The organism is Kitasatospora sp. NBC_01287, from assembly GCF_026340565.1.
In the GTDB taxonomy this organism is placed as follows: Bacteria; Actinomycetota; Actinomycetes; order Streptomycetales; family Streptomycetaceae; genus Kitasatospora.
In genome coordinates, this window is sequence record NZ_JAPEPB010000001.1 from 3,419,687 (window position 1) to 3,441,520 (window position 21,834).

23 protein-coding genes are annotated in these 21,834 nt (G+C 71.3%); 17 read left to right on the plus strand and 6 right to left on the minus strand.

What is annotated here, in order from left to right; all coding sequences use genetic code 11:
* Window positions 1-245: 245 nt before the first annotated feature.
* Both OG455_RS14275 and OG455_RS14280 read left to right on the plus strand, forming a co-directional pair.
* Entirely contained in the window at window positions 246-515 is a 270-nt protein-coding gene (locus OG455_RS14275; protein WP_266293660.1) for a type II toxin-antitoxin system Phd/YefM family antitoxin, read from the plus strand.
* On the plus strand, window positions 505-963 hold the full coding sequence (locus OG455_RS14280; RefSeq protein ID WP_266293662.1) for a type II toxin-antitoxin system VapC family toxin: 459 nt from the start codon (window positions 505-507) through the stop codon (window positions 961-963). Before OG455_RS14275 ends, OG455_RS14280 begins: the two co-directional genes overlap by 11 nt.
* 320 nt (window positions 964-1,283) lie before the next feature.
* Here the strand turns inward: OG455_RS14280 and OG455_RS14285 are convergent, their stop codons facing one another.
* From OG455_RS14285 to OG455_RS14300, 4 genes are all read right to left on the minus strand, one after another.
* The gene (locus OG455_RS14285; protein ID WP_266293663.1) at window positions 1,284-2,156 is read right to left on the minus strand and encodes an NAD(P)H-binding protein; all 873 of its coding nucleotides are present in this window, start codon (window positions 2,154-2,156) and stop codon (window positions 1,284-1,286) included.
* A gap of 99 nt (window positions 2,157-2,255) precedes the next feature.
* Window positions 2,256-2,834, minus strand: coding sequence for an ATP-binding protein (locus OG455_RS14290; RefSeq protein ID WP_266293664.1), 579 nt, complete (start codon window positions 2,832-2,834; stop codon window positions 2,256-2,258).
* A gap of 104 nt (window positions 2,835-2,938) precedes the next feature.
* Window positions 2,939-4,201, minus strand: a complete 1,263-nt coding sequence (locus tag OG455_RS14295) for an Ig-like domain-containing protein (RefSeq protein ID WP_266293665.1) — start codon at window positions 4,199-4,201, stop codon at window positions 2,939-2,941.
* A 275-nt stretch (window positions 4,202-4,476) separates the two neighbouring features.
* Entirely contained in the window at window positions 4,477-5,766 is a 1,290-nt protein-coding gene (locus OG455_RS14300; protein WP_266293667.1) for an Ig-like domain-containing protein, read from the minus strand.
* Window positions 5,767-6,146: 380 nt separating this feature from the next.
* Between OG455_RS14300 and glgX the strand changes: the two genes are divergently transcribed.
* From glgX to OG455_RS14315, 3 genes are all read left to right on the plus strand, one after another.
* Window positions 6,147-8,327 (plus strand): glycogen debranching protein GlgX, encoded by a 2,181-nt coding sequence (glgX, locus tag OG455_RS14305; protein WP_266293668.1) that lies wholly within the window; start codon window positions 6,147-6,149, stop codon window positions 8,325-8,327.
* A gap of 94 nt (window positions 8,328-8,421) precedes the next feature.
* Complete coding sequence (locus OG455_RS14310; RefSeq protein ID WP_266293670.1) at window positions 8,422-10,224, plus strand: ABC transporter ATP-binding protein; 1,803 nt, start codon at window positions 8,422-8,424, stop codon at window positions 10,222-10,224.
* Window positions 10,221-12,038: an ABC transporter ATP-binding protein gene (locus OG455_RS14315; protein WP_266293672.1), complete on the plus strand. Its 1,818-nt coding sequence runs from the start codon at window positions 10,221-10,223 to the stop codon at window positions 12,036-12,038. The genes OG455_RS14310 and OG455_RS14315 overlap by 4 nt, the downstream gene beginning before the upstream one ends.
* A 15-nt stretch (window positions 12,039-12,053) precedes the next feature.
* Here the strand turns inward: OG455_RS14315 and OG455_RS14320 are convergent, their stop codons facing one another.
* A complete protein-coding gene (locus OG455_RS14320; protein WP_266293674.1) occupies window positions 12,054-12,728 on the minus strand; it encodes a hypothetical protein in 675 nt (224 codons plus the stop codon).
* A gap of 169 nt (window positions 12,729-12,897) precedes the next feature.
* Here OG455_RS14320 and OG455_RS14325 point away from each other — a divergent pair, with 169 nt between their 5' ends.
* The 7 genes from OG455_RS14325 to OG455_RS14355 all read left to right on the plus strand — a co-directional run bounded on the left by OG455_RS14325 (window position 12,898) and on the right by OG455_RS14355 (window position 17,347).
* The gene (locus OG455_RS14325; RefSeq protein WP_266293676.1) at window positions 12,898-13,803 is read left to right on the plus strand and encodes a helix-turn-helix transcriptional regulator; all 906 of its coding nucleotides are present in this window, start codon (window positions 12,898-12,900) and stop codon (window positions 13,801-13,803) included.
* A 179-nt stretch (window positions 13,804-13,982) separates the two neighbouring features.
* Entirely contained in the window at window positions 13,983-14,342 is a 360-nt protein-coding gene (locus tag OG455_RS14330; protein WP_266293678.1) for a hypothetical protein, read from the plus strand.
* Window positions 14,339-14,548, plus strand: a complete 210-nt coding sequence (locus tag OG455_RS14335; protein ID WP_266293680.1) for a hypothetical protein — start codon at window positions 14,339-14,341, stop codon at window positions 14,546-14,548. Before OG455_RS14330 ends, OG455_RS14335 begins: the two co-directional genes overlap by 4 nt.
* A 585-nt stretch (window positions 14,549-15,133) precedes the next feature.
* Complete coding sequence (locus OG455_RS14340) at window positions 15,134-15,481, plus strand: hypothetical protein (protein ID WP_266293682.1); 348 nt, start codon at window positions 15,134-15,136, stop codon at window positions 15,479-15,481.
* A gap of 35 nt (window positions 15,482-15,516) precedes the next feature.
* A complete protein-coding gene (locus OG455_RS14345) occupies window positions 15,517-16,278 on the plus strand; it encodes a hypothetical protein (RefSeq protein ID WP_266293684.1) in 762 nt (253 codons plus the stop codon).
* Complete coding sequence (locus OG455_RS14350; RefSeq protein ID WP_266293686.1) at window positions 16,275-16,589, plus strand: hypothetical protein; 315 nt, start codon at window positions 16,275-16,277, stop codon at window positions 16,587-16,589. Before OG455_RS14345 ends, OG455_RS14350 begins: the two co-directional genes overlap by 4 nt.
* Before the next feature lie 20 nt (window positions 16,590-16,609).
* The gene (locus OG455_RS14355) at window positions 16,610-17,347 is read left to right on the plus strand and encodes a hypothetical protein (RefSeq protein WP_266293688.1); all 738 of its coding nucleotides are present in this window, start codon (window positions 16,610-16,612) and stop codon (window positions 17,345-17,347) included.
* Between the two features lie 127 nt (window positions 17,348-17,474).
* Here the strand turns inward: OG455_RS14355 and OG455_RS14360 are convergent, their stop codons facing one another.
* Window positions 17,475-18,041 (minus strand): TetR/AcrR family transcriptional regulator, encoded by a 567-nt coding sequence (locus OG455_RS14360; RefSeq protein WP_266293690.1) that lies wholly within the window; start codon window positions 18,039-18,041, stop codon window positions 17,475-17,477.
* Between the two features lie 153 nt (window positions 18,042-18,194).
* Here OG455_RS14360 and OG455_RS14365 point away from each other — a divergent pair, with 153 nt between their 5' ends.
* The 5 genes from OG455_RS14365 to OG455_RS14385 all read left to right on the plus strand — a co-directional run bounded on the left by OG455_RS14365 (window position 18,195) and on the right by OG455_RS14385 (window position 21,802).
* The gene (locus tag OG455_RS14365; RefSeq protein ID WP_266293692.1) at window positions 18,195-19,379 is read left to right on the plus strand and encodes an MFS transporter; all 1,185 of its coding nucleotides are present in this window, start codon (window positions 18,195-18,197) and stop codon (window positions 19,377-19,379) included.
* 190 nt (window positions 19,380-19,569) lie between these two features.
* Window positions 19,570-19,902, plus strand: coding sequence for a hypothetical protein (locus tag OG455_RS14370; RefSeq protein ID WP_266293694.1), 333 nt, complete (start codon window positions 19,570-19,572; stop codon window positions 19,900-19,902).
* 38 nt (window positions 19,903-19,940) lie between these two features.
* Window positions 19,941-20,690 carry a hypothetical protein gene (locus OG455_RS14375; RefSeq protein ID WP_266293696.1) on the plus strand — a complete coding sequence of 250 codons (750 nt, stop codon included), beginning with the start codon at window positions 19,941-19,943 and terminating at the stop codon, window positions 20,688-20,690.
* Between the two features lie 47 nt (window positions 20,691-20,737).
* Window positions 20,738-21,049: a hypothetical protein gene (locus tag OG455_RS14380; protein WP_266293698.1), complete on the plus strand. Its 312-nt coding sequence runs from the start codon at window positions 20,738-20,740 to the stop codon at window positions 21,047-21,049.
* Between the two features lie 15 nt (window positions 21,050-21,064).
* Window positions 21,065-21,802, plus strand: a complete 738-nt coding sequence (locus OG455_RS14385) for a hypothetical protein (protein WP_266293700.1) — start codon at window positions 21,065-21,067, stop codon at window positions 21,800-21,802.
* Window positions 21,803-21,834 lie beyond the last annotated feature (32 nt).

A 21,834-nucleotide genomic window follows, 5' to 3' on the forward strand; every position in this document is an offset into this window, starting at 1 on the left:
CCTCCACGATGTCCCCGTATCCGTCCAAGCGCATCGGAGTGTTGGCCCGGGTATCCCACAGCGGATGGTGACTTGTAGTGATCGGCCTCTGGCCAGAGACCGCGTCCCATGTGGACTGCGTCGGCTCCGCTGTCGCCATCACGGCTGACGCCGTCCCGGCAGGCGGCGCATGTTGGAGCAGTTCCCGTGGGCACATGGTGTGCCGCCCTGTAGCACCAGGTGGCACACATCGATAGCCTGGTGGCATGACAGCGCAACCGGAGATCACGCAGCGGGACCTGCGGAGCAGGTCGAGAGAGATCATGGACGCCGTCGAGGCCGGCCAGTCGTTCACCGTGACCCGTGACGGCCACCGGATCGGAGAGCTGATCCCGCTGAAGCGCCGCAGGCGCTTCGTTCCCCGAGCCGAGTTCGCCGCGATGTCGCGGAGCGCACCCGACATCTCCCTGGATGCCTTCCGGGCGGATCAGGACGCCACGGCCGCACAGGAGATGGACGACCCGTATGCCCGTTGAGCACGAGCGCGGTCTGCTCGACACCAACATCATGATCCTGCGCCGTTGGGTGGACCCGGCCGAGCTCCCCGCCGAGATGGCCATCAGCGCGATCACCTTGGCGGAGCTGTCCGCCGGGCCGCATGAGGTCCGGCGGAACGAGGAGCAGGCCGACTACGACGAATACGCGGAGCGAGCCCGCCGACTCGACGTCCTCCAACGTGCCGAGAACGAGTTCGACCCCATCCCCTTCGATACGGAGGCCGCACGCAGCTACGGCCGGATCTGCGCCGCCGTCATCGGCGCGGGGCGGAAACCGCGAAGGCGCGTGGCCGACCTGATGATCGCCGCTATCGCCGTCGCCGAGGACCTCCCTCTGTTCACCACCAACCCCGACGACTTCAAGGGCTTGGAGACACTTCTGACCGTCGTACCGGTCACCCGCCCGGCGCTCCCGCACGATCGCTGAGCAGGCACCGGTCAAAATGTCCCTGAAAAGTCCCTGGCGAACCCCTGGTCAACAGAACACTGACCAGGGTTCCAAGCGGCCGGTGCGGCAGCAGACAATCACCCGATGCAGCGTTCCGAACACCGGCACCGCTGATTCGATGCCTGTCCAATGGTGCCCGGCCAGCGTGACGCCCAAGGTCGTGTGGCGCTGAACTCGCAGGTCAGCACCACGCTATCGGTTGCGTGATCCCTCTCAGAGGACTCGAAACACCGCTCACCGTCGTGCCCGTGAGGCGCCCCGCGGTGCCGCGCGGCCGCTGACCTCCCCTGGGCCCGCGGTCAGCCGGACCCCTCGCCCCGCAGCACGGCGGCGTGCTCGGCGGCGAACTCCGCGAAGGAGCGGGCCGGGCGGCCGGTCAGCTTCGCCAGGTCCGGGGCGACCGCGCTCGCCAGGCCGGCCGCGTAGAGCCCGTAGAGCTCGACCATGCCCTCGGCCCGCCAGGGGTCCCAGCCGGCGCCGAGCATGCCGGCCAGGGCCGCCGCGGGCTCGGCGGCCAGGTAGCCGACCTCGCGGCCGGCGGCCGCGCCCAGTTGCTCGGCGATCTCGCCGTGGGTGAGCGCGGCGGGGCCGGTCAGGGTGTGGATCGCCCCCTCGTGCCCCTCGCCGGTGAGCGCCTCGACCGCGGCGTCGGCGACGTCGCGCGCGTCCACGTACGAGACCGCGCCGGTGCCGCCGGGCACCGTCAGCCGGCCGGCCCGGACCGCGGCCGCCATGCCGAGGAAGTTCTGGTAGAAGCCGTTGGGGGCCAGCACGGTCCACGGCAGTCCGCTCGCGACCAGGTGGTCGAAGCCACTGACGTGCGCGCCAACGAACCGCACACCCTCGGGCCGCTGCTCCAGTCCGGCCGCGGCGTGCAGCACGACGCGCGGGCCGCGCCCGGTGCGCACCGCCGCGTCGATCACGTTGCGCTCGTGCGCGGCCATCTCCGGGTGGACGGCGACCAGCAGGTAGACGGCGTCGGCGCCGGCCAGGGCGGCGTCCAGCGAGGCCGGGTCGGCGAAGTCGGCGGCCACCGGCCGCACCCCGGCGTCCCACTCGGCGGGCGCGGCGGCGGGGTCGCGGAGCAGCGCGCGCACGCTCTCGCCGCGCTCGCGCAGACCCTGGACGATCTTCGAACCCACAGTGCCGGTGGCACCGGTGACCACGATCACGAAACTGCTCCCCCGTCGTTCAGTTGACCATCCGTCAGCTGAACACTCGCAGACCCGGGCCGAACGATCAAGACCGGGGCCAGGACGGTCACAGGACGGTCAGACGACCCGCTCGCGCACCTTCAGCTCGAACCAGACGCCCTTGCCTCGCGGCAGCAGGTCCGCGCCCCAGCGGTCGGCCAGCGCGTCCACCACCTGGAGTCCGCGCCCGCACTCGGCCATCCCGGCCTCGGCCATGATCAGGCAGGGCAGCGCCCGCGAGGAGTCCCGCACCTCGACCCGCAGCCAGCCGGGGCGCCGCACCAGCTTCAGCCCGATGGTGCGCCCGCCGGTGTGCCGCACCGCGTTGGCGACCAGCTCGGCGGTGAGCAACTCGCCGATCTCCAGCAGCGGCTGCAGACCCCAGCCCTGCAGCACCGAGAGCACCAGCCGGCGGGCCAGCGGCCCCGACTCGCCGCGCGAGGGCAGCCGCACCTCCTCGCCGGCGGCGGGATCGCGCAGCCTGGGCAGCACGGTGCGCTCCAACTCCCGGCTGGAGAGTCGCTCCAGGGCCGCGAGCCCGGTGAGGACCGCTCCGCACGGGGCCGCCGCGCCCGCCCGCTGGGCCCCTAACGGGACGTCAGCGGCCAGGCCGGGCCCGAGATGTGATGACTGATCGACTTCGCCCCATCCCGCCATGCGCTCCATCATCGCGGTTCGCAAGCAGCCGCGTACGGACAATGACGAAACGATCACTATTCACTTGGCATATGACGCGCGCACCGGGCGTCGACCCGCGGTGGCTACCAGGTGCTCCACGGCATGTTCCAGCCGCTCAGGCCGTTGTCCGGAGTGACCTGTGCGCCCTTGGAGTTGACGACCTTCACGACATCTCCCACCATCGAGGCGGCGTAGAACTTGGCCGCCGGCGTGTCGGTGCCGCCCGCGTCGCCCGGCGCGTCCTGCAGGCCCACGCAGCCGTGGCTGACGTTGGCGGTGCCGAAGGTGCCGGCCGAGGACCAGTTGTTGCCGTGCACGTAGGTGCCCGAGTCGGTCAGCCGCATCGAGTGCGGGACCATCAGGTCATACTCGCCCGGCTTGAGCCCCGGCACCGAGGCCGAGGTCATGTGCGCGGTGCCCTCCTTGGCCTCGATCACCATGGTGCCGTTGTAGGTCGGGTGCTCGTCCGAACCGGAGCTGATCGGGACGGTCTCCACGGTCTGCCCGTTGTCCTGCACGGTCATGGTGTGCGCGGCGGCGTCCACCGTGCTGACCTGGGCCCGGCTGCTGATGGTGAAGGACTCGTCGCGGTCCGAGCCGCCGTAGACGCCGGGCGAGACCTCGACGTTCTTCAGCCGGATCTGGATCTTGACCTGGGTGTTCGGGTTCCAGAAGTTCTGCGGGCGGATGTCCAGCCGGTTGTTGCCCATCCAGTGGCCCTTGACCGTGGTGCCGTCCGAGGCCACGAAGGTGATCCCCTGCTCGACCGCCTTCTTGTTCTGGATCGGCATGCCGAAGTTGAACGAGACGATCATGCCGACGCCGTAGGTGGAGCCGGTCGCGACGTTGTCCTGGCTGCGCGAGGTCTTGCTCGGGGTCAGCGTGGAGAAGCTGCTGGTGGCCGTGGTGGCCACCCCGTTGGCGTCGGTGGCCTGTGCCTTGACCTGGTACGAGTCGGCGACCGACAGGCCCGCGGCGGGCACCCAGCTGGTGCCGTCGGCGGAGATGCTGCCCTGGACCGCCTGGCCGCTCTTGTCGGTGACCGTGACCTGGCTCAGCTTGCCGCTGCTGACGGCGACCTTGAGGGCGTCCGGCGCGGCGTTCTGGGTGCCGTCCTTGGGTTCGATGTCGACCACCGCGCCGGAGGTCGGCGCCGCCGAGGTGGCCGGCGCGCCCGGAGTGGTCGAGGCGCCGCCCCCGCCCCCACCGCCGCCGGTCGCGGTGGCACCCGCGCTCGGCGTGCCGGCCCCGGCCGCCTTGGCGCCCGTGCCGCCGCCACCGCACGCCGTGACCAGCAGCAGGGTGCCGCCCACCGCCAGTGCCGCTCCCACGCGTATCGAGCGCATGCCTCTACTCCCCTGCTTCTCTCCGGGACGGGCTCGGTCCCGCACTGCGAACACGTCGCGGGCGGGCCGCCGGTTCCCTACCGGTACGACAAATCGGTCGATTGTTACATCTGATTGCTTCACCCGTTCGGCGGGATCCATACCCGCGCCGGACCTCGGCCCCGAAGCCGGCCGAAAAGCCGAACGGCCCACCCCGGGACAAACGCCTCGGGGTGGGCCGCAGGTTGCCTGCTACGGCGAAATCTCACGGGATTGCCAGGAATCCCGGAGGAGGGCTACCAGGAACCCCAGGGCAGCGTCCAGCCGCTCAGCCCGTTGCTGGCGCTGACCGTCTTGCCCTTGGAGTTCTTGATGATCACCACGTCGCCGACCAGCGAGGAGGCGTAGAACTTGCCGGCCACCGAGTTCCCGTCGCCGCCCTTGGCGTCCTGCAGGCCCACGCAGCCGTGGCTGGCGTTGGACTTGCCGAAGGTGCTGCCCCAGTAGTTGCCGTGCACGTAGGTGCCCGAGTCGGTCAGCCGCATGGCGTGCGGCACGTCCGGGACGTCGTACTCGCCGCCGACCACGTTGGAGACGGTCGCCGAGTTCATCCGGGTGACCAGTTCCTTGCTCTCGATCGTCATGGTGCCGTTCCACGACGGGTTCTGGTCGTTGCCGGCCGAGATCGGCAGCGTCTCGATGGTCTGGCCGTCGCGGACCACTGTCATCTGGTCGCTCGACGCGTCGGCGGTGGAGATCTGCGAGCGGCCGACCGTGAAGGACTCGTCGCGGTCCGAGCCGCCGTAGACGCCGGGCGAGACCTCGACGCTCTTCAGCTTGTAGTGGATGGTGACCTTGGTGCCGGCCTTCCAGTACTGCTGCGGGCGGAAGTCCAGCCGCTGGTCGCCGAACCAGTGGCCCTTGACCGTGGTGCCGTCCGAGGCCTGGAAGGTGATGCCCTGGACGACGGCGTCCTTGTTCTTGACCGGCTTGTTGAAGCTGACCGAGACGATCATGCCGACGCCGTAGGTGGAACCGGTCGAGACGTTGTCGTTGGAGGAGATCGTCTTGGCCGGGGTCAGCGTGGTGAAGCTGCTGTCCACCGCGGCCTGCAGTCCGGCCGCGTCCACCGCCTGGGCGCTCACCTTGTAGAGCATGCCGACGGCCAGCGACCCGGTCGGCGACCAGGACGAGCCGTCGGCGGCTATGGAGCCCGCCACCGCGTTGCCGTCCTTGTCGGCCACCGACACCTGGGTCAGCTTGCCGTTCGCCACCGAGACCTTGACCGCGCCGCTCGGTGCCACGTCCTGGGCGCCGTCCGCGGGCGCCACCGTCAGCTGGGCCGCCGAGAGCTTCGGCGCCGCCGAGGAGCCTCCCGACGAACCGCCCGACGAGCCCGCGGCGGCGCTGGCGCCCCCGCCGCCGCCCCCCTGCGCGCTGCCGCCCTTGGCGGGGGTGTCGTCCGGACCGCAGGCGCTCGCCAGCAGCAGCACACCGCCCGCCAGCAGCGCCGCGGCGCCTCGCCGAGCCGCCGTCCGGGTCGCCCACATGCCTCTCGCGGCGTCCGCCGCCTGAACCGCCTCCACTGGGCGCTCCCCCTCATCGTCTTGTCGCCGGAACCCCGCACCGGGCCCGCGCTCGCGCAAGGATAACGGGGCCGACTGAGTGAATCTTCGGCGGGAGGGGCGTGACCGCGAGGTGAAAGCGGGTCAGCTCGGGAGGGCTCGGCGCGCGGCCCCGGACCGGTCCCCGCGCCGCCCGGCCCGGGGCGGATTCCAGCCGTTCGGGGCCGCCACCCGCGCCCCGCCACCGCCCAGCCACCGCCCAGCCACGGCCCCGCCGGTCGAGTGCGGCTCCAGTCCCGCGTTCGACGATCGGGTTCCGCCTGGAACACGAGGGAACGATTCCACTCAACGGACATCCGTCCGTAACACGGAACGGGAAACCGGCCTCGGAGGACGCGGGCATGACGGCATTCCAGGAACTGGAGCACGGGCCGGCCCCGGCGCCCCAGGCCGCTCACCAGCCCCCGGCCGCCCCCTGGCCGGGCAGCTGGCAGCCGCTCGGCGCCCGCTACCGGCACGGCGCCGACGGCAGCCACGGCACCAACTTCGCGCTCTGGGCGCCGGGTGCGGAGGCCGTCGAGCTCTGCCTCTTCGACGAGGCGGGCGCCGAGCGCCGCCATCCGCTCACCGAGCAGACCTTCCAGACCTGGCACGGCTACCTGCCCGGCATCGGCCCTGGCCAGCACTACGGCTACCGGGTGCACGGCCGCTGGGACCCGTGGACCGGCGCCCGCTGGAACCCCGCCAAGCTGCTGCTCGACCCCTACGCCCGAGCGGTCGACGGCACCTTCACCGGCCACCCCGCCTGCTGCGGCTCGGTGCGCGACTGGCCCGAGCCGGAGGTCGCCGACACCGTGCGGGACAACCGCGACTCCGCCCCGTACACCGCCAGGGGCGTGGTGGTGCACGACGACGACGACTGGTCGGACGACCGCCGCCCGAAGACGCCGTGGGCCGAGACGGTGCTCTACGAGCTGCACGTGCGCGGCTTCACCATGCGCCACCCGGGCATCCCGCCCGAGCTGCGCGGCACCTACGCGGGCCTGGCCCACCCGGCCGCGATCGAGCACCTGACCTCGCTCGGGGTGACCGCCGTCGAGCTGCTGCCGGTGCACCAGTTCGCCAGCGAGGACCACCTGCACCGGCGCGGCCTGAGCAACTACTGGGGCTACAACTCGATCGGCTGGTTCGCCCCGCACGGCGGCTACAGCGCCTCCGGCACCCGCGGCCAGCAGGTCGGCGAGTTCAAGCGGATGGTCCGCGCCCTGCACCAGGCCGGCATCGAGGTGATCCTCGACGTGGTCTACAACCACACCGCCGAGGGCGGCGAGGGCGGCCCGACCCTCTCGCTGCGCGGCATCGACAACGCCGGCTACTACCGGCTGGGCCGCGGCCCGCGCGGCAACCGGGGCTACGACGACTACACCGGCTGCGGCAACACGCTGGACACCCGGCAGCCGCAGACCGTGCGGCTGGTCACCGACTCGCTGCGCTACTGGGCCACCGAGATGGGCGTGGACGGCTTCCGCTTCGACCTGGCCGCGGCGCTGGCCCGCGGCGGCGACGGGGTGGACATGCACCACCCGTTCCTGGCGGCGGTCTCCCAGGACCCCTTCCTCAGCCGGGTCAAGCTGATCGCCGAGCCCTGGGACGTCGGCCACGGCGGCTACCAGGTGGGCAACTTCCCGCCGCTCTGGGCCGAGTGGAACGACAAGTTCCGCGACACCGTGCGCGACTTCTGGCGCGGCGCCCGCCCCGACGTGGCCGAGCTGGGCTACCGGCTCTCCGGCTCCTCCGACCTCTACCAGCGCGGCGGCCGCCGCCCGTACGCCTCGGTCAACTACGTCACCGCGCACGACGGCTTCACCCTGCGCGACCTGGTCTCCTACAACGGCAAGCACAACGCGGCCAACGGCGAGGACGGCCGGGACGGCACCGACGACAACCGGTCCTGGAACTGCGGCACGGAGGGCGAGAGCGCCGACCCCGCGGTGCTCGAACTGAGAGCGCGCCAACTGCGCAACCTGCTGGCCACCCTGCTGCTCGCCTCCGGGGTCCCGATGCTCACGGCGGGCGACGAGTTCGGCCGCACCCAGGGCGGCAACAACAACGCCTACTGCCAGGACAACGAGACCAGCTGGGTGGACTGGTCGCTGCTGGAGCGGCCCGAGTGGCGCGCGCTGCGGCAGCTGACCGCCGACCTGATCCGGCTGCGCCGCGCCCACCCGGTGCTGCGCCAGCGCGCCTTCTTCTCCGGCCGGGCGGCGGTGCCCGGCGGACGGCGCGACCTGACCTGGTACACCGCGCACGGCACCGAGATGGCCGAGGCCGACTGGTTCGCGCCCACCGCGCAGCTGGGCATGCTGCTCAACGGCGACGCGATGTCCGAGCGCGACCAGCACGGCTGCCCGCTCACCGACGACAGCTTCCTGCTGCTGCTCAACGCCGCCGACCACCCCGCGGAGTTCGCCCTGCCGGGCGGGGGCCCCTGGGAGCTGCTGCTGGACACCGCCGACCGGGCAGCCGGGCAGCCGCTGGCGGCGCGCTCACTGCGGCTGCTGCGCGGCGGCGGGCTGGAGTGACGGGCCGGGCGGGTGGCCGGTTCCCTGCACCCGACTGTGTCAGGTGCGAAAAACCTGATGAGAAATGGCAGGTACGCCGCCTACCCTCGGCCTGATGTCCGAGAACGCCGCACCCCCGCTCCCGCCGCCCGCCGCCGAACCCACGAGGTCCACGGTGCGCTCGCTGCTCCGGCTCTGGACCTATGCCCGTCCGATCCGCTGGTACCTGATCGGCGCGGTGCTCGCCGCCCTGGTCGCCTCCGCCGCGGTCCTGGTGGTCCCGCTGGTGCTGGGCCGGATCGTGGACGGGCCGATCGGCCACCACGACCGGGCCGCGCTCTGGCCGCTGATCGGGCTGCTCCTGCTGCTCGGCGCCGCCGAGGCCGGGCTCTTCGGGCTGCGCCGGGTGCTGATCGCCCGCCCGCTGGCCCGGGTCGAGTCCGCGATGCGCCGCGACCTGTACGCCAAGCTGCAGCGCCTGCCGGTCGCCTTCCACGACCGCTGGCCGTCCGGGCAGCTGCTCTCCCGGGCCACCTCGGACATGTACACCCTGCGCCTCTTCCTGGCCTTCCCGCTGGTCTTCCTGATCGTCAACTCGCTGATGTTCCTGGCCGGCTCGGCCCTGATGCTGGCGCTGGACTGGCGGCTGGGGTTGATCGCGCTGGTCCCCGGCATCCCGCTGGTGCTGATCTGCCTGCGCTTCGAGACCCACTACTCGGCCACCGCCCGGCTCGCCCAGGACCAGAACGGCGACCTGGCCACCGTGCTGGAGGAGTCGGTCCTCGGCATCCGGATCCTGAAGTCCTTCGGACGCCAGCGCACCATGGCCCGCCACTTCGCCGAGCAGGCCGAGCAGCTGCGCGGCACCGAGCTGCGCAAGGCCCGGATGCTGGCCGACCTGTGGGCGGTGATCGTCGGCCTGCCCGAGGCGGCGCTCGGCACCTCGCTCGCGGTCGGCGCGGTGCTGGTCGCCCACGACGAGCTGACCACCGGCACCCTGGTCGCCTTCCTCTCCACCGCGCTGGCACTGCGCTGGCCGGTGGAGTCGCTGGGCTGGCTGCTCGCCTACAGCAACGAGGCGGGCACCGCGGCGGACCGCTTCTTCGACGTGATGGACACCCCCGAGGAGGCCGAACCGCAGCCCTCGGACCTGCCCGGCAACGGCGACGGCATCCGCCTGACCGGCGTCCGCTTCCGCTACCCCGACGCACCCGCCGACTCCGCCGACCTGCTGCGCGGCGTCGACCTGCACGTCCGCCACGGCGAGACGATGGCCCTGGTCGGCGCCACCGGCAGCGGCAAGACCACGCTCACCGCGTTGCTCCCCCGGCTCTACCGGGCCACCGCGGGCACCATCACGCTGGACGGCCAGGACGTCAACCAGCTGCCGCTGCCCCAGCTGCGCTCGATCCTCGCGGTCGCCTTCGAGGAGCCGACCCTGTTCTCCGCCACCGTCCGGGAGAACGTGCTGATGGGCGCGCCCGAGGCCGGCCCCGAGCAGCTGGAGCGCGCCCTCGCGGTGGCCCAGGCCGGCTTCGTGGCGCAGCTGCCGCAGGGCGCGGACACGGAGGTCGGCGAGCAGGGCCTGAGCCTCTCCGGCGGCCAGCGCCAGCGCCTGGCGCTGGCCCGCGCGGTGGTCGGCGAGCCCGGCTTCCTGGTGCTGGACGACCCGCTCTCGGCGCTGGACGTGCACACCGAGGCGCTGGTCGAGCAGGCGCTGCGCGAGGTGCTGACCGGCACCACCGCGCTGGTGGTGGCGCACCGGCCGAGCACCGTGCTGCTGGCCGACCGGGTGGCCGTGCTGGCCGAGGGCCGGATCCTGGCCGTGGACACCCACCAGCGGCTGCTGGAGAACTGCCCCGAGTACCGCGAACTGATGTCCGGCGAGAGCGCGCTGGAAGCGAGTGTGACCCGATGACGACCGCTGTTGCCGAAGAACTGCCCGCGGTGGCGGAGGAGGACATCCCCGTCCCGCCCGGTGCCCCGGCCTCGCTGCTGCGCTCGCTGCTCGCCCCGCAGCGCGGCCGGGTGGTGGTCGCGATGCTGATGATCCTCGTCCAGCAGGCCGCGCTGCAGTCCGGCCCGCTGCTGGTGGCGCTCGCCATGGACCAGGGCATACCTGCTCTGCGCCGGCACGACAGCGGCCCGCTGATCGCCGTGACCGCCGCCTACCTGGGCTGCGCGGCGCTGAGCACCCTGCTGCAGCGCGCCTTCATCCGCCTCACCGGGCGGATCAACCAGGACGTGCTGCTCGAACTGCGCACCCGGATCTTCCGGCACGCCCAGCGGCTCGGCCTGGACTTCCACGAGCGCTACACCTCCGGCCGGATCATCTCCCGGGCCACCAGCGACGTGGACGCGCTGCGCGAACTGCTCAACGAGGGCCTCCAGGAGCTGCTCGCGGTCCTGCTGTCGGTCTGCTACATCGCGGTCATCCTGCTGGTGATGGACTGGCGGCTGGGCCTGCTGGCGCTCAGCTCGGTGGTGCCGATGGCGCTGCTGGTGCGGATGTTCCGGCGGCGCAGCTCCCGGGTCTACCGCACCTCGCGCACGGCGGTCGCCTCGGTGATCGTCCGCTTCACCGAGACCATGAACGGCATCCGCCCGGTGCAGGCCTTCCGCCGCGAGGAGGCCAACCTGGCCGCCTTCGGCGAGGTCAACCAGCAGTACGCGCGGGCCAACGCCAACGGCCTGCTGGAGATGGCCCGGTACGTCGGGTTCTCGCGGGCCACCGCGAACCTCTGGGTCACCGGAGTGGTCCTGGTCGGGGCCTACCTGGTGACCGAGAACAGCCTGGAGGTCGGTGTGCTCACCGGCTTCGTCCTCTACCTGCGGCGGCTGTACGACCCGATCGACCAGCTGGCGATGTTCCTCAACAGCTACCAGTCGGCGGCGGCCGCGCTGGAGAAGATCGCCGGCCTACTCGCCCACGAGCCCTCGGTGGCCGAGCCGGTCGAGCCCGTGGCGCTGCCCGCCACGTCCGCCACGTCCGCCACCGGTCGCACGGTGGCCTTCATCGACACCGCCTTCGCCTACCGGACCGGCAAGGTGGTGCTGCCCGAGTTCTCCCTCACCCTGCCGGCCGGCAGCACCACCGCCGTCGTCGGCGCCACCGGCGCGGGCAAGTCGACGCTCGCCAAGCTGCTCGCCCGCTTCTACGACCCGAGCGCGGGGCGGATCACGCTGGACGGCGTCGACCTGCGCGAGCTCTCCTCGGCCGACCTGCGGCGCGGCATCGTCATGGTCACCCAGGAGTCGTTCCTCTTCTCGGGCACCGTCGCGGAGAACATCGCGGTGGGCCGCCCCGAGGCCTCGCGCGCCGAGATCGAGGCGGCGGCGAAGGCGATCGGCGCGCACGGGTTCATCAGCGCCCTGCCGGACGGCTACGACACCGACGTGCGCAAGCGCGGCGGGCGCATCTCGGCCGGCCAGCGCCAACTGGTCGCCTTCGCCCGCGCCCTGCTGGCCGACCCCGCGGTGCTGATCCTGGACGAGGCCACCTCCTCGCTGGACGTGCCCGGCGAGCAGGCCGTCCAGCGCGCCATGCGCACCGTCCTGGCCGGCCGCACCGCGGTGATCATCGCGCACCGGCTGTCGACGGTGGAGATCGCCGACCGCGTCCTGGTGATGGAGTCGGGCCGGGTGATCGAGGACGGCACCCCGGCCGAACTCATCGCCGGCAGCGGCCGGTTCGCCACCCTGCACACGGCCTGGCGGGAGAGCCTGGTCTGACTCACCCGTGTCCGCTCACCCGGGCGGCACGAAGCCCGGCTGGGCGGGCAGCCGGGGTTCGTTGCCGCATGGCAACCGGTGCGCCACGGCCTTGGCCACCTTCAGCGCGATCCCGGCGTACGCCGACCGCACCTGCGCGGTCGACGTGTCACCGAGGTCGTCGCCGCTCACCACGATCCGCAGGTAGGGCGAGGCCTTGGCGCCGCCACCGCTCCGGTAGCCGCAGGCGAACTGCACGGCCAGCGGCCCGCCGGCGCCACGGGCGATCCAGCCCTTGGCGTCCGGCCCGAAGTCCACCGCCTGCAACGTGCTGCCGAGCAGCCGGGGATCCTCCGTCCCGTCACTGTCGTCGGCCGAACCCACCGCCACCGTCAGCATGTTCGCGCGGTGCCCGCCGCTCCACATCAACCGGCAGTTGGCGAGCACCACCCCAGTGGCCACCGGCCCGTCGATGCTCCCCCGGTCGGCAGCCTTGGCCGCCCCGTCGTCCCCCGCCAGCGCCCCGTAGTCCGCCGGCCCCAGCTCCCCCCAGCAGGCACTCTTCGGCAGCGCGACCGACTGCCATGGCCGCCACCAGAGCCCGGTCACCCCCGCCCCCACCACCAGGGCCACCACCAGGCCCCAGCCGAGTAATCGCCACCGGTGGCGCGGTACTTCGGTCGGTAAGTGCTCGGATCGCAGGCTCGCCATGGTGCCCCCACGCACGCTCGTCGGCAACGGATGGCAACAACCTAATCACATGTTGTGACCAAATCAAGCACTCTTGGCATGCTCTTGACAGCAACTCCATCACCCCGCGCTGAGTACGCTGCCGTTTCACCCCTGCAACTCGCCCACCCACCGCAGGAGGGACCCGACCATGGCGCTGCGCACCCACATCAGCGAACGCCAGCGGCGCTTCGGCGTCGAACTCCGCCGCCTCCGCCTGACCGCCGGCCTCACCGTCCAGGACGCAGCCGCCCACATCAACCTGCGCGGCCCCCACCTGAACCACATCGAAGCCGCCCGAACGGGCCTGGACGAAACCCGCCTGCACTACCTGGCGGCGCTCTACGGGTGCACGGACGCGACGTATCTCAACGCCTTGGCGCGCCTTGGCACGAGCGACGGGAAGGGGTGGTGGAGTTCGTACCGAGGCAGCGTCCCCGGGCCCGCCCTCGACCTCGCAGAACTGGAAGGATCGGGCCTGGCCCAGTACCTCAACTACGAGACCTTCTTCATTCCGGGCCTACTGCAGACCGAGGAATACATCCGCTGCCTCTTCGAGAGCGATGAGACCTCCCTTGCTCCGGAGCAGGTCAAAAGCTCCATCGCCTTCCGGATGGACCGCCAGAAAATCCTGACGGATTCCCCCGGCACACGATTCTTCTTCGTGATCCACGAGTCGGCACTGCTGATGACCTTCGCCGGGATGGGAGCCATGCGCCGGCAGTTGGAGCACGTCCTGCACCTGTGGGAGATGCCGAGCGTCACGATTCAGATCTTCCCCTTCGACATCCGGGCCACACCGCCCTACAGCGGACCCTTCATGATCGCCGCACCTGCGCCCCGCGCGCTCTCGACACTGGTGATCGACCACCCCGGGGCGAGCGGCTTCGTGGACACCCCCGAAATGGTCCGACAGCACGCAGAACGGTTCGCCGACCTCAGACGACTTGCATTACGCCCCGGGAATTCACAGGTATCCGCACGGGCGAGTTCCACGCGCGACTCGTGGACTGTGGTCCAGCACGCGAAACACGCTTGTGAGAAGGAAATCCGCTGACCACCGGGCGGGAGCATGGAAATCCCTTCATTCGTGAACCCTTCACTCCTGCAACGCTTGCCCAATAACCCTGCGTAGGCCTACCGTTACGACACCAATTACCGGCACATCCCGCCGTCGCAACGGCATGCCCTGCCATGCCCCCGCGCGACAGGCAGCGAACGCACGGAGTCCAGCCCATGACAAACCATCAGCCCACCACCCCCACCCCTCCCCCGCACGTCCCCCCGCACCCCGTCTCCGACCGCCTCTTCCCCGAGTGCGAGTGCCCGGCGAACTGCGGCGGCCGCCCCGAGGCCCTGCGCCGTCTCGCCCAGGCCTACCCGACCCCCACCGAGGTCGGCGCCAAGCCGCCCGCCAACCCCTACGCCCCCACCACCCGTGGCGAGTTGGTGCACGACAGCCTCAACCGCCGCACCGGCGCCTTCATGGGTCGCCTCGGTTCGCTCGTCTACCTGCGCCCGCCCGGTGGCGGCTTCGAGTGGGACGTCGACCAGCGCTGGCTCCAGCGCCCGCCCGCCACCGGAGCCGCCTCGTGAGCGACATCCGCCGCCAGGTCGCCTCCTCCTTCGGCGAGTTGACCACCGCTCTCACCAACGCCGGCCTCGATCTCCCCGAACTCGGCGACGGCTTCCAACTCACCGAACTCGGCACCCTCCTCCTCCACCTGCGCCCCCTCACCCCCGCCGAGGTCACCCAACTCGCCCGCGCCCTCGACCCCGCCACCCGCGACGCACGCCCGTGAGCACCCCCCGCCACACCCGCGCCGCCGCCTACGCGGTCACCGCTACAGCGCTCCTCTCCCCCTGCACCCTCCTGGCGCTCCTTCTCAACACCAGGCGCTGAGCACGGCAGGCCCAACGCACCCGCCGGCTGGGCGTTGCCCGTAGTGACCGGCGCCGCCGTGGTGCCGGCCATCGCGGTGTTGGTGCTGCTCTGGCGACCTGCCCCCGAACGGTGCAAGTGTGGAACTGGCGTGGTCCACGCCTCGGGCCGCGCAGAGAACTTGGGCATCGTTCTCGCGGTCGACCTGATTCCCGCCCGCGTACCGACCCTCGTGCGAGGCGCGGTCGTGGACCAGACGCGCCACCGGATTCTCTGACCAAGTCCAGGCTCAGAGAATGCTCAAGAAGACTGACAGTCACCCTGCCTGACGCTAGGTTGATTCAGGTTCAGCCCAATCAGCTGTCCGCACAGAACGCCGGAGGACCCCAGGGCAACTCGCGCGAAAGGCAGGCACAGCATGGCAGCTTCACCTGCCCGAGGCCGACGGGTGATCCGGCGACGCCGATCGGGGGCACTGCTCTCGGGTTGCCTCGCCATCGCCTTCATGCTGGCGGCGCTGGCACTACGACTCGGGCATCCGATGAGGGTGCCGCACACAGCCGCACCCCCGTTCTCGTCGCTCTGGTGGCTGGTCACCCCGATCGTTCTGGTCGCCCTGGCCATGCTCATTCCCGCGCTCAGGCTGAAGCTTCCACTGATGGTCCGCCTGCTGGTGGGCAGCATCCTCCTTGCCCCTTCCGTCTGCGCACTGAGCGTCGAGCTCACGGCCCAGGACATCCTCCCGACAGGCGGACCGGGGATCGAGATCCGGGTGTCATTGCTCATCGCTCTGCTGGCATTGAGCTCTCTCATCTCGCACATCGGGGCCTCGCACACGTCAAAGGACTACTAGAAGCGGCCATCGGCCGGGGAGGGGACGAGAACGGCGTGCAGTCCATCATCCAGAGACTGGAAGTGCTCCAGTCACACATGAGCGTCATGAAGAACCTGCTGGCCGATGCCCAACAGACGGCGTCCCGGCAGGCGGAGGGGACGGACCGCAGCGGCGGGGTCAAGGCCATCCTGGCGCCGGATGGTCTGCCCGAGGCCATCGTCCTCACGAGCGGCTGGCAGCGGCGTGTCCGACCGGCCGATCTCAGTGCCGCAGTGCGAGAAGCGTGCCAAGCCGCAGGCGAACAGCAGGCTGCTGCCTGGGCCACCGCCTTCGCCCAGGCGAACGTCCCGGCCCGGCTGGCTGCGCTGAACCAAGGACAGCCGACCGACGGCGCCGGGGCAGAAGCCCGGAGCGCCGACCATCCGCAGGCTGTGCACGAGGCGGCAGAACCGCCCCGCCCGTTGGCGGAGGTCATGGAGGACGCGCTGACCATACTCAGCTCCGCCACTCGTAATGCCGCGCCTGACTCAGCCGTCGCCCAGGGCAGCGGATCGGACGGTTCGGGCCGGATCGTCGTCGTGCTGACCCAGCAGGGGCTGAGCTCCTGCGAGATGGACGCGCACTGGACAGCACAGCAATCGGGGAGCCGGATCGCCGCCGCCTTCAAGGAAGCCGTCGGCAGCGCACGGACCTCCTTGGCGAGCGCCCTGGCTAGGTCCGAACCCGCGAAGAGTCGGGCACTGGCCATCGAGCTGATCGCGCATCTCACCGCCCAGGGGCAGCAGTTCGGAACCGAAGGAGGGAACGGACGATGAGTGGCGGCAGCGGTTCCGGCTTCGAAGTGACTGACAGCACCCTGCGCTCGGAGGCCCAGCTCTGGGCTCAAGAGAGCGGACAGCTGTCTCTGGTCGCCGCGGAGGCGGAAGCCCTGAGCCTTGGGCGCGTCGAGTCCGGAATCTTCCAGCTGATCACCGCGGCGAACGACTCCGTCGTCCAACAGCTCGCCGAGCGGGCCCGCGAAGGCCACGCCGAGATGGCAAAGATCAGTGCGGCGTTGCTCAAGGTCGCGGACTCCTACCGCGCCGCGGAACACCAGGCGACCGTCGCGCTCTACCGCACGCATTAGCCACTACCAGGGAGACCAACATGGCAGCGTTCAGCCCCTCACAGCACGAGGCAGTCGTTGACAAGCTGAACTCCGGGCTGCCGAAGGCACAGAACAACGTCGCGGTCGTCCGTCGCAACGCCTACTCGGTGTCGGAATCACTCTTCCTTCCGCCTGGAGCGGGCGACGTGATCAAGCACCTCGCGGACGAGGTGGTCAAGGCGTTCAAATGGCTCCTCGACGAGTTTGTGGCTGTCATGGAGGGTGTCGGGGCGCCTCTCCTCTTCTGGGAGAACGCGGATCAGTGGCAAACCATCCGAGGCCTCGCCTCGACCGTGGCAGGCCAGACCACTCCCGGGGTGCTCGGCTCGACGGGCGACTGGACAGGCGATACCGCCACCGCGTACACCAAGGCGATTGCGCCGCAGTCCACGGCGGCCGCGAGTCTGGCGAGCATCGCTGACAAGACCTCGCAAGCGTTGGTCACGTGTGCGGGCACTGGCCTGGCGTTCTATGCCACCATCGCCTTACTGCTGGTTCAGTTCATCGGCATCCAAGTGGCCGCAGCGGCCGCGGATACGACCGTGGTCGGCGCCATCCCGGGCCTGTTGGTCGCCCTCGGGGGAACGGCGAGCACGGGCAGTCTCATGCTGGCGGCGCTGGTGGGGATCGGCGCGCTACTCGGCCCGCAGGCAACGCAGATGGTGACCTTGCACGGCCTCGCGATGGACAACGGCGCGTTCCCGGGCGGTCACTGGCCAAAGGCGACCGACGTCTGACCGTCGGCGCCGCCCGCCCACAACGGTGGATGGGAAGTCGGCCCATCCGACTTCCCATCCACTAATTCCAGCACAGGGCAAGCGCAATGCTCCGCGTCCGCCCCCGCCCGGGACTCGGTGTCCCGGTTCAGGTCGCGCCGCCCACCCCGCCCGTCCCCGCCAGCAGCCGCTCAGCGATGCCCCGGGCCCGCCGCGCCGCCGCGCCACCGGGGCTGCGCATGGCGGTGACGGTCGCCCCGTCCATCAGCAGGACGAACTGCTCCGCCAGCGCCCGGTGTTCAGGGTGGCCCGCAGCCTCGATCAGGCGGTCGAGGAAGGCCGTCACCCGCCCCTTGTGCTCGTTGGCCAGGCGGACGATCTCGCCGCGCGGGTCGGCCGCCTCCGCCATGGCGTTGATGAAGGCGCAGCCACGGAAGGTCTCGGACTCGGCGGACTCCGCGAGAGCGTCGAAGACGGCGAGCGGGCCGCCGCCGTGGGCGGCCACCGCCTGCTCCAGCCAGGCGTACCAGTGCGCGTCCCGCCGCTTCAGGACGGCGTGCACCAGCTCGTCCTTGCCTGCGAAGTGCCGGTAGAAGGAGGCGCGCCCGACTCCCGTGACGGCCAACAGCCTCTCCACGCCGACCGCCTGGATGCCCTCCGCGTAGAAGAGCTCTTCCGCGCCCCGCAGGAGTCGCTCGCGTGCGTCAGTCGGCATGCGGTCAGTGTAGAGCACCGCCGCGCCATTCGGCACCGATCAGTACCATTTCCCAGCCGGCGCCAACTTCCCTACCCCTGAATCACTTTGACATTTCGGTACCGATCGGTACCGTCTGCGAGGCAAGCACATCGCACACAGACGGGAACCCGAATGAGCGACAGCGGCACCACTTCCCCCGGTCACGGCTGGCGCGCTCGCACCGCGCTCCTGACGCTGGGCGCCTTCGCGGTGGGCACCGACGGGTTCGTCATCGTCGGACTGCTCCCCGAGATGACCGGATCGCTGAATGTCAGCATGGCCGAAGCCGGCCAGCTGGTGAGCGTCTTCACCCTCGCGTACGCGATCCTGTCGCCGCTCCTGGCCACCGTCACCGGCTCCTGGTCCCGGCGGCGCGTCCTGGTGACCGCGCTCGTCCTGCTCGGTCTGGGAAACGTGATCACCGCGCTGGCCCGGCCCTACGGCCTGATCCTCGCCTCCCGCGTCGTCGCGGGGTCCGGCGCGGCGCTGTTCACGGCCAACGCCGTCGCGACGGCCGCGGCCCTGGCCGGCGCGAAGCGACGCGGCAGCGCGATAGCCATGGTCACCGCCGGCACGACGCTCGCGCTCGTCCTGGGCGCTCCGCTCGGCACCTTCATCGGGAGCGCCTGGGGCTGGCGCGCGGCGATCTGGTTCGTCACCGCCGTGGCCGCCGTCGTCGCGGTGGCCATCGCCGCCCTCCTGCCGGACATCAGGCTCGACCAGGACATCACGCTGCGCCAGCGCCTGGCACCGCTCACCGACCGGCGCGTGCTGCGGGTCCTGGTCGTCACGGCGCTGGCCTTCGTCGCCATCTTCCTCCCCTTCACCTACATGGGCGCGGTCTTCGCACCCGCCATCGGCGGCCACCAGGGCCGACTCGCCGTGCTGCTCCTGGTGTTCGGCATCGCCGCCACCGGAGGGAACCTGCTGTCCGGCGCGCTGGCCGACCGGCGCGACCCGCGACTCGTCGTCATCACCGCCACCGTCGGGGTCGCCGCGATCGTCCTGCTGATGCTCGCCGCCAGGCACGACTTCGTCCTCGTGGCCGTCCTGCAGGCGCTCAGCGGCGTGGTGTCCTTCTCGGTCATCGGCCCGCAGCAGCACCGCATCATCGGGTACGCGCCCGAGGGCGGCGCGCCCCTGGTCACCTCGCTCAACGCCTCCACCGCCTACCTGGGGCAGTTCCTGTCCAGCGTCATCGGCGCCTCCCTCCTCGCGACCACCGGCTCCGCCGCCTACCTGCTGCCGGTCTCCGCCGCCTTCGCCCTGGCCGCGGCCGTGATCACCTGGCGGTCCAAGCGGTCCTCGAACCAGTGACCGCGTGTCCACCTCAATTGATGCTCAAGTGGGTTCCCTCTGCTCACGCCTCCCACTAGGTTGCTGCCATCCCGCAGCCCGCGGAGAAGTATCAATGAACATCAGTTGAACGCCAGGGGGATCGTGCGCGATGAGTCCGGTCCGCCGCACGCGACGCGCGTCACGGGGCACAGTGGTCCTGCTCGGCGTGATGGCCGAAGGCGCCCTGCTGCTCAGCCCGCTGATGTGGCACGGCCACGCCGACGCGCCGGCCGGCTGGGTGACCGCCGTGGTGCTCGGCTCGGCAGTGCTCACGGCAGCGGCCGTGGCCGTCGCCCTCTGGCGCCCGATCGCCCCTGGAGCGGTGCGGATGGGCACCGCCGCGCTGCTCGCGATCGGCACCGGCGCGACGGGCACGGCCGGGTTGAGCCTCTGGCTGGGCGACTCGGCCTTCTCCGCGGCCGGCTTCCTGCTGCTGCTCGACGGGGTCGTCCCGATGGCGCTGATGTGCGGCCGACTCGGCGCGGCCGTCGACCGTTCCTGACCGGACCAGCGGCCCGCACCAAACCAGGGGGCACTCAGTTGGACGACATCCTGCGCGACCTGCAGCACCTGAACACCCATCTGGCCGGGCTCCGTTCCGCGCTCGCCGCCACCCAGGAGGCCCTGCCGCGGCGCGCCGAGGGCACCGACCGCAGCAAGACGGTGACCGTCCTGATCGGGCCGGACGACCTGCCGCTCTCGATCGAGGTCGGCCCGGACTGGTCACGGAGGCTGCGGCCGGCCGAACTCGGCGGCGCCGTGGTCGAGGCCGGACAGCGCGCCGTGGTCCAGCGGCTCGCCGGCTGGCAGGAGGAGGCAGGCCGAGCGGCCTGGCAGGCGGTGCCGAGCGAACTCCCCGACGGCGGCGGGCCAGTGGCCGAACCACCAGTGGCCGAAGCCCCGCCGGCCGACCTGACAGCGCTGCTGGGCGATCTGAGCCAGGTGGCGCCGCGCCCGCTGGAGGAACTGGTCGAGGACGTGCTCGACAGCCTGGACCAGGCGGCCGCACCGCCGGCCCCGGTCGAGGGCCGCGGCTCGGACCAGGCCGGCCGGCTGACCCTGGTGCTCTCTCCCGGCGGCCTCACCGCCTGTGAGCTGGACGAGAGTTGGGCCGCCGAACGGAGCTCGGCCGAGCTGAACCGGGCGCTGGCCCGAGCACTCGCCCAGGCGCACAGCGGCCTGGCCGACGCGCTGCGGGCCGCCAGGGACCGGACCGCCACCGGCCCGGACGCCCTGCTCCGCGAGGCGCTCGCGCTGCTGAGCGACCCGCGCCGACTCGCGGACTCCTGACCCCTGACCCCGAACCCCCGCCCGAACGCACCGGAGGTACGAGCACCATGACCGACGACGGCTTCCAGGTCACGACCAACACCCTGCGCCAGGAGGCCGGGACCTGGGACCAGCAGAGCGAGCAACTGGGCAAGGTCTCCTCCTCCGTCGGCTCGATGGCGACGGACCGCTTCCAGGCCGGCGTCTTCCAACTCCTGGTCAGCGCCTACGGCGAGGTGCTGCAAGCGGTGCAGGGACGCTCGCAGGAGGGGCAGCAGAACCTCAAGGGGGTGGCGGACGGCCTGCGCAAGGTCGCCGACACCTACGACCACCAGGAGAAGACGACCACGGCCGCCGTCCAGGCCGCCGGCGGCAAGTGAAGCGGAGCGAGTGACATGGCGTTCAACGCGGCGCAGTACCAGTCGACGGTCGACAAGCTCAACTCGGGCCTGGGCGACCTCTCCGCCAAGCTCGACAGCGTCCCCGGCAAGGCGAACGATGCCGCCAACCATTGGTGGGTGCCCGACTGGCTGGCCGACAAGGTCATCTGGTTCGGCCGCAGGCTCTGCGAGATCGGCTCCTGGATCCTGAACAAGATCAAGGAGTGCCTGGAGGGCGCCGCCGCCCCGGTCTACCTCGCGATCCACGGCTTCCAGTGGGAGAGCCTGCGCGGCCTCGCCAACGGCGTCACCGGCGAGCTCCAGCCCGCGATCCTCGGCACGACGGACGACTGGAAGGGCCCGGCCGCCGACGCGTACGGCAAGGAGATACCGCGCCAGGCCGCCGCGGCCACCGCACTGGGCGGGATCTGCGACAGGACCTCCACCTCCCTGGAGCTCTGCGCGGTCGCCGGCCTGACGTTCTACCTCGCCATCGCCCTGGTGCTGGTGAAGTTCATCGCGGCGACCATCACCGCCATCGCCGCGCTCGGCTCGGTGGTCTTCTCCTGGGCCGGCTTCCTGCTGATCCTGGAGGAGGCCGGGGTGAACACGGCGATCATCGTCGCCGCGGTGAGCGCCCTGGTGGTGCTGCTCGGCGCCCAGGCCAAGGAGATGGCCGCCCTGCACGGCAACGCCGTCGACACCAGCCAGTTCCCCGGCGGCCACTGGCCGGTCTCGGCCGAGCCCGCCTGAACCTCGCAGGGCCCCTCAGGGCGAGGCCGAAT

What these genes read in the sequence shown, in the direction of transcription:
- OG455_RS14275 (WP_266293660.1), top strand. Translation starts at nt 246, where the DNA reads ATGACAGCGCAACCGGAGATCACGCAGCGGGACCTGCGGAGCAGGTCG.
- OG455_RS14280 (WP_266293662.1), top strand. Translation starts at nt 505, where the DNA reads ATGCCCGTTGAGCACGAGCGCGGTCTGCTCGACACCAACATCATGATC.
- OG455_RS14290 (WP_266293664.1), bottom strand. Translation starts at nt 2,834, where the DNA reads ATGGCGGGATGGGGCGAAGTCGATCAGTCATCACATCTCGGGCCCGGC.
- OG455_RS14295 (WP_266293665.1), bottom strand. Translation starts at nt 4,201, where the DNA reads ATGCGCTCGATACGCGTGGGAGCGGCACTGGCGGTGGGCGGCACCCTG.
- glgX (WP_266293668.1), top strand. Translation starts at nt 6,147, where the DNA reads ATGACGGCATTCCAGGAACTGGAGCACGGGCCGGCCCCGGCGCCCCAG.
- OG455_RS14310 (WP_266293670.1), top strand. Translation starts at nt 8,422, where the DNA reads ATGTCCGAGAACGCCGCACCCCCGCTCCCGCCGCCCGCCGCCGAACCC.
- OG455_RS14315 (WP_266293672.1), top strand. Translation starts at nt 10,221, where the DNA reads ATGACGACCGCTGTTGCCGAAGAACTGCCCGCGGTGGCGGAGGAGGAC.
- OG455_RS14320 (WP_266293674.1), bottom strand. Translation starts at nt 12,728, where the DNA reads ATGGCGAGCCTGCGATCCGAGCACTTACCGACCGAAGTACCGCGCCAC.
- OG455_RS14325 (WP_266293676.1), top strand. Translation starts at nt 12,898, where the DNA reads ATGGCGCTGCGCACCCACATCAGCGAACGCCAGCGGCGCTTCGGCGTC.
- OG455_RS14330 (WP_266293678.1), top strand. Translation starts at nt 13,983, where the DNA reads ATGACAAACCATCAGCCCACCACCCCCACCCCTCCCCCGCACGTCCCC.
- OG455_RS14340 (WP_266293682.1), top strand. Translation starts at nt 15,134, where the DNA reads ATGCTGGCGGCGCTGGCACTACGACTCGGGCATCCGATGAGGGTGCCG.
- OG455_RS14350 (WP_266293686.1), top strand. Translation starts at nt 16,275, where the DNA reads ATGAGTGGCGGCAGCGGTTCCGGCTTCGAAGTGACTGACAGCACCCTG.
- OG455_RS14355 (WP_266293688.1), top strand. Translation starts at nt 16,610, where the DNA reads ATGGCAGCGTTCAGCCCCTCACAGCACGAGGCAGTCGTTGACAAGCTG.
- OG455_RS14360 (WP_266293690.1), bottom strand. Translation starts at nt 18,041, where the DNA reads ATGCCGACTGACGCACGCGAGCGACTCCTGCGGGGCGCGGAAGAGCTC.
- OG455_RS14365 (WP_266293692.1), top strand. Translation starts at nt 18,195, where the DNA reads ATGAGCGACAGCGGCACCACTTCCCCCGGTCACGGCTGGCGCGCTCGC.
- OG455_RS14370 (WP_266293694.1), top strand. Translation starts at nt 19,570, where the DNA reads ATGGCCGAAGGCGCCCTGCTGCTCAGCCCGCTGATGTGGCACGGCCAC.
- OG455_RS14380 (WP_266293698.1), top strand. Translation starts at nt 20,738, where the DNA reads ATGACCGACGACGGCTTCCAGGTCACGACCAACACCCTGCGCCAGGAG.
- OG455_RS14385 (WP_266293700.1), top strand. Translation starts at nt 21,065, where the DNA reads ATGGCGTTCAACGCGGCGCAGTACCAGTCGACGGTCGACAAGCTCAAC.